A 5,734-nucleotide genomic window follows, 5' to 3' on the forward strand; every position below is an offset into this window, starting at 1 on the left:
AGGCACCAGGGGCTTTCAAAAAGAATCCGGCAGCGACCTACTCTCCCACGCGGTTTCCCGCGGAGTACCATCGGCTCTGGAGGGCTTAACTTCCGTGTTCGGGATGGGAACGGGTGTGACCCCTCCGACATTGCCACCGGAAAAGCGATTGACGGTGCATACGAAGGGTAAGTTGCAAGCTTCTGCTTGAATGAAGCCTCTTCTGAAGAAGAGTGAAAATAGCTGTCTTCCGGGCGGACGCGCTAGTGGCGTCCTGGCCTCGGCCTTGGCCCCGAGTCCCTTACTCCCCGCGTGGGGGCATGCAAGAGAAGGGGGGAAGTAAGCCGCTCGACTTATTAGTACTGGTTAGCTTAACGCGTTACCGCGCTTACACACCCAGCCTATCAACGTGGTAGTCTTCCACGAGTCTTCAGGGGCTTGCGCCCGGGATACCTGGTCTTGAGGTCGGTTTCCCGCTTAGATGCTTTCAGCGGTTATCCAATCGGCACATGGCTACCCAGCGATGCCTCTGGCGAGACAACTGGTACACCAGCGGTGCCTCCAACCCGGTCCTCTCGTACTAAGGTCAGAGCCTCTCAAGTATCCTACGCCCACAGCAGATAGGGACCAAACTGTCTCACGACGTTTTGAACCCAGCTCGCGTACCGCTTTAATTGGCGAACAGCCAAACCCTTGGGACCTGCTCCAGCCCCAGGATGCGATGAGCCGACATCGAGGTGCCAAACCTCCCCGTCGATGTGAACTCTTGGGGGAGATAAGCCTGTTATCCCCGGAGTACCTTTTATCCGTTGAGCGATGGCCCTTCCATTCAGGACCACCGGATCACTATGACCTGCTTTCGCACCTGCTCGACCTGTCGGTCTCGCAGTCAAGCTCCCTTATGCCATTGCACTCGACGCCCGGTTTCCAATCGGGCTGAGGGAACCATCGCGCGCCTCCGTTACTTTTTGGGAGGCGACCGCCCCAGTCAAACTACCCACCAGACAGTGTCCCAGTCCCGGCTGACGAGACATGGTTAGACACCAGAAATCAACAGGGTGGTATTTCACCGTTGCCTCCACCGAACCTAGCGGCCCGGCTTCAAAGGCTCCCACCTATCCTACACAGTCAATCCCTAGTGTCACTGTCAAGTTGTAGTAAAGGTTCACGGGGTCTTTCCGTCTTGCTGCGGGTAAACTGCATCGGCACAGCTATTTCAATTTCGCTGAGTCCCTCTCCGAGACAGTGCGGAAGTCGTTACTCCATTCGTGCAGGTCGGAACTTACCCGACAAGGAATTTCGCTACCTTAGGACCGTTATAGTTACGGCCGCCGTTTACTGGGGCTTCGGATCATCGCTTCGCCTTGCGGCTGACGAATCCCCTTAACCTTCCAGCACCGGGCAGGAGTCAGACCCTATACGTCGGCTTGTCGCCTTCGCAGAGTCCTGTGTTTTTGGTAAACAGTCGCTACCGCCATTTCTCTGCAACCTCTCTCGGCTTCGGCTGTACGCCTACACCTACCAGAGGCCCACCTTCTTCCGAAGTTACGGTGGAAATTTGCCTAGTTCCTTGGAGGAGAGTTCTCTCAAGCGCCTTAGGATTTTCTCCTCACCCACCTGTGTCGGTTTGCGGTACGGACACCCTGCAGACTCCCTGCGGGACTTTTCTTGGAAGCAGAGCATCAGCGACTTACCCCTTGCGGGGCGCCATGGGGTCTCGGGGATGACTGCCGCGCCTTTATTCGTACGCGACACCCCTACGCCTTTAGACTGACACAACCACCGGTCAGCTCGCCTAGCTTTCTCCGTCCTCCCTCAGTTCAACGTCTGCAAGATGGCGCAGGAATATTAACCTGCTTGCCATCACCTACGCCTTTCGGCCTCGGCTTAGGACCCGGCTAACCCTGGGAAGATTAACTTGACCCAGGAAACCTTGGGTTTACGGCGAGGGGGTTTCTCACCCCCTTTATCGCTACTCATTTCGGCATCAGCACTCCCAGTCGCTCCAGCAGCCCTTTCGGTCTACCTTCGCTGCAACTGGGACGCTCCCCTACCGCCACATACGCCTGACGTATGTGACCCGAAGCTTCGGCACTAGTCTTGAGCCCCGTTACATTTTCGGCGCGGCCTGTCTTGACCAGTGAGCTATTACGCTTTCTTTAAAGGATGGCTGCTTCTAAGCCAACCTCCTGGTTGTCAATGACCTGCCACATCCTTTCTAGTGTTCACTTAGACTAGATTTGGGGGCCTTAGCTGTCGGTCTGGGTTATTCCCCTCTTGCCAATGGACGTTATCACCCACTGACTGCGTCCCGGGATAACAATTGCCGGCATTCGGAGTTTGGTACGGTTTGGTAATCTGGTGAGACCCCTAGCCGTTCCAGTGCTCTACCTCCGGCATTGAATTGCCCGAGCCGATACCTAAATATCTTTCGGGGAGAACCAGCTATCACGGAGTTTGATTGGCCTTTCACCCCTACACACAGCTCATCCCAGAAATTTTCAACTTTCATGAGTTCGGTCCTCCATGCGGTGTTACCCGCACTTCAACCTGGCCATGTGTAGATCACCCCGCTTCGGGTTATAATACACGCAACTTAGCGCCCTGTTCGGACTCGCTTTCGCTCCGGCTCCACCTATCGGCTTAGCCTCGCTACGTATATTAAGTCGCCGAATCATGATGCAAAAGGTACGCTCTCGCACTGGCTTGCGCCGTAGTGCTCGAACTGCTTGTAGACATGCGGTTTCAGGTTCTTTTGACTCCCCTCACCGGGGTTCTTTTCACCTTTCCCTCGCGGTACTTGTTCACTATCGGTCGCCAAGGAGTATTTAGGCTTACCGGATGGTCCCGGCAGATTCAGACAGGATTGCACGTGTCCCGTCTTACTTGGGTAACCCGCTCAGCTCCAACTGGCTTTCGTGTACGCGACTATCACGCTCTTTGGTGCGTCTTTCCAGGACGCTTCCACTAGCCTGTCAAAGTCCTACCGCGGACCCGCTACCCCACCGCCATTTGCATGACGTTGGTTTGGCCTCTTCCCATTTCGCTCGCCACTACTTTGGGAATCACTCATTGTTTTCTCTTCCTCAGGGTACTGAGATGTTTCACTTCCCCTGGTTTGCTCTGCAAACCTATGAATTCAGTTTGCAGTAACGCAGCTATTCGCCGCGCTGGGTTTCCCCATTCGGACATCTCCGGATCAACGTTTGGTTGGCAACTCCCCGAAGCTTTTCGCAGCCACCCACGTCCTTCATCGCCTCTTGGCACCTAGGCATCCACCGCACGCCCTTAGTAGCTTACTTGCCCTGATCTCTTGTCGTCACGCCCGCCTCCCGGCGGATTGTCGAAACTCGTGACCAAGGCCCAGACCCCTGCTCTTCGCAGCAGGCCCGGAAGACATTTCTTATTGCTTGATTCTCACTGCTTCTTCTTAAGTGGGAGACTTCGCTTTCGTCCCACCCGGCTGCCTCGCGGCGCCTGGTAAGACTCATTTCGAAGTCGGCACTTCTGTTGAGAACTTCACTCAGCAGAAATTGCAACTTACCCTTCGTATGCACTTGTCAAAGAACGTCCCTGCTTACCGCAGGTAACTTGTGGAGCTGATCGGGTTCGAACCGACGACATCCAGCTTGCAAAGCTGGCGCTCTCCCAGCTGAGCTACAGCCCCGACTCTTCGCGTCGGCACCACCCGCTTCCTTCCCTCCAGTGAGGGAAAATGGTGGGCCTAGGTGGACTTGAACCACCGACCTCGCGCTTATCAGGCGCGCGCTCTAGCCAGCTGAGCTATAGGCCCAAGCGGGGCTAAAGCATCGGCGAACCCTACAGCGTCCTTCATTCTCAAAGAGCCGAGCCAACCTCGCTCAGTCCTTCAAAACCAAACAGCAAGCCCGAAGTTCATAATGGATTGTTTACCGGAAACATTGACCTAGTAGACCTGACAGCCCGAAGGCTGCTGGCATCGCCTGCTCCTCCGAAGAGTGAGCCCGATGCCCGGTCTCCTTAGAAAGGAGGTGATCCAGCCGCAGGTTCCCCTACGGCTACCTTGTTACGACTTCACCCCAGTTACCGAGCACTCCTTGGGCACCTCTTGGTGAGGTGACTTCTGGAGCAATCGACTCCCATGGTGTGACGGGCGGTGTGTACAAGGCCCGGGAACGTATTCACCGCAGCGTGCTGATCTGCGATTACTAGCGATTCCGCCTTCATGGAGTCGAGTTGCAGACTCCAATCTGAACTGAGACCGGTTTTCTGCGATTAGCTCCCCCTCGCGGGTTTGCAGCGCTCTGTACCGGCCATTGTAGCACGTGTGTAGCCCTGGTCATAAAGGCCATGAGGACTTGACGTCATCCCCACCTTCCTCCGGTTTAACACCGGCAGTCCCTCTAGAGATCCACTTGCGTGGCAACTAAAGGCGAGGGTTGCGCTCGTTGCGGGACTTAACCCAACATCTCACGACACGAGCTGACGACAGCCATGCAGCACCTGTCTCTCGGTTCCCTTGCGGGCACTCCCTCATCTCTGAAGGATTCCGAGGATGTCAAGACCAGGTAAGGTTCTGCGCGTTGCGTCGAATTAAACCACATGCTCCACCGCTTGTGCGGGCCCCCGTCAATTCCTTTGAGTTTTAGTCTTGCGACCGTACTTCCCAGGCGGAGAACTTAATGCGTTAGCTACGGCACCGCGGGGGTCAACTCCCACGACACCTAGTTCTCATCGTTTACGGCGTGGACTACCAGGGTATCTAATCCTGTTTGCTACCCACGCTTTCGCGTCTCAGCGTCAGTTACCGTCCAGGTGGCCGCCTTCGCCACCGGTGTTCCTCCCCATATCTACGAATTTCACCTCTACTTGGGGAATTCCGCCACCCTCTCCGGCACTCAAGCTCTGCAGTTTCGGGCGCACTTCCTCAGTTGAGCTGAGGGCTTTCACACCCGACTTGCAAAGCCGCCTACACGCGCTTTACGCCCAATAATTCCGAACAACGCTTGCACCCTCTGTATTACCGCGGCTGCTGGCACAGAGTTAGCCGGTGCTTCTTCTCCCGGTACCGTCAAGCCGGAGGATGTTAGCCTCCGGGTTTTCGTCCCGGTCGAAAGTGCTTTACAATCCAAAGACCTTCATCACACACGCGGCGTTGCTGCGTCAGGCTTTCGCCCATTGCGCAAAATTCCCCACTGCTGCCTCCCGTAGGAGTCTGGACCGTGTCTCAGTTCCAGTGTGGCTGATCGTCCTCTCAGACCAGCTACCCGTCGTTGCCTTGGTGGGCCATTACCCCGCCAACTAGCTGATGGGCCGCGGACTCATCTGGTTGTGATAGCTTGTATACAGAGGCCACCTTTTCCCTCAGTCTCCGAAGAGACCGTGGGCTTATCCGGTATTAGCCAATCTTTCGACTGGTTATCCCAGGCATCCAGGCAGATTATCCACGTGTTACGCACCCGTGCGCCGCTCTACTAGGGTTTCCCCATTCGCGCTCGACTTGCATGTGTTAGGCACGCCGCCAGCGTTCGTTCTGAGCCAGGATCAAACTCTCCAATTGTATTCTTGGTTTGCTTGAACCGGCGTTCCCCGAGACCCGGCTAAGGAGTCTCGGCTCGCTGATTCGTCGGCATCTCCTCCTCGCTGCGCTTTTCAGCGCTGCTCTTGGAGTGAGACGCCCTCAAAAAATTGACTGCGGTTTCCGCAATCCATTACTTCTTGGGCTTGCTATTTGGTTTTCAAAGACCGAGCCGCTTGTCCTGCTTCGCGACTTTTG

At 55.8% G+C, this 5,734-nt stretch carries 2 tRNA genes and 3 rRNA genes; all 5 read right to left on the reverse strand.

The features are described 5' to 3' along the window. Positions 1-24: 24 nt before the first annotated feature. Positions 25-141: ribosomal RNA gene (gene rrf / locus FOF48_RS36035) — 5S ribosomal RNA — on the reverse strand. A 173-nt stretch (positions 142-314) separates the two neighbouring features. After that, a 23S ribosomal RNA gene (locus FOF48_RS36040) occupies positions 315-3,281 on the reverse strand. A 292-nt stretch (positions 3,282-3,573) separates the two neighbouring features. After that, positions 3,574-3,646: transfer RNA gene (locus FOF48_RS36045), tRNA-Ala, on the reverse strand. A 49-nt stretch (positions 3,647-3,695) separates the two neighbouring features. Beyond that, positions 3,696-3,772, reverse strand: a tRNA-Ile gene (locus FOF48_RS36050). A 210-nt stretch (positions 3,773-3,982) separates the two neighbouring features. Next, positions 3,983-5,518, reverse strand: a 16S ribosomal RNA gene (locus tag FOF48_RS36055). Together the 16S, 23S and 5S rRNA genes with 2 tRNA genes alongside form the textbook arrangement of a ribosomal RNA operon. Positions 5,519-5,734: the final 216 nt, after the last annotated feature.

Source organism: Corallococcus sp. Z5C101001 (genome assembly GCF_007352635.1).
Classification (GTDB): Bacteria; Myxococcota; Myxococcia; order Myxococcales; family Myxococcaceae; genus Corallococcus; species Corallococcus silvisoli.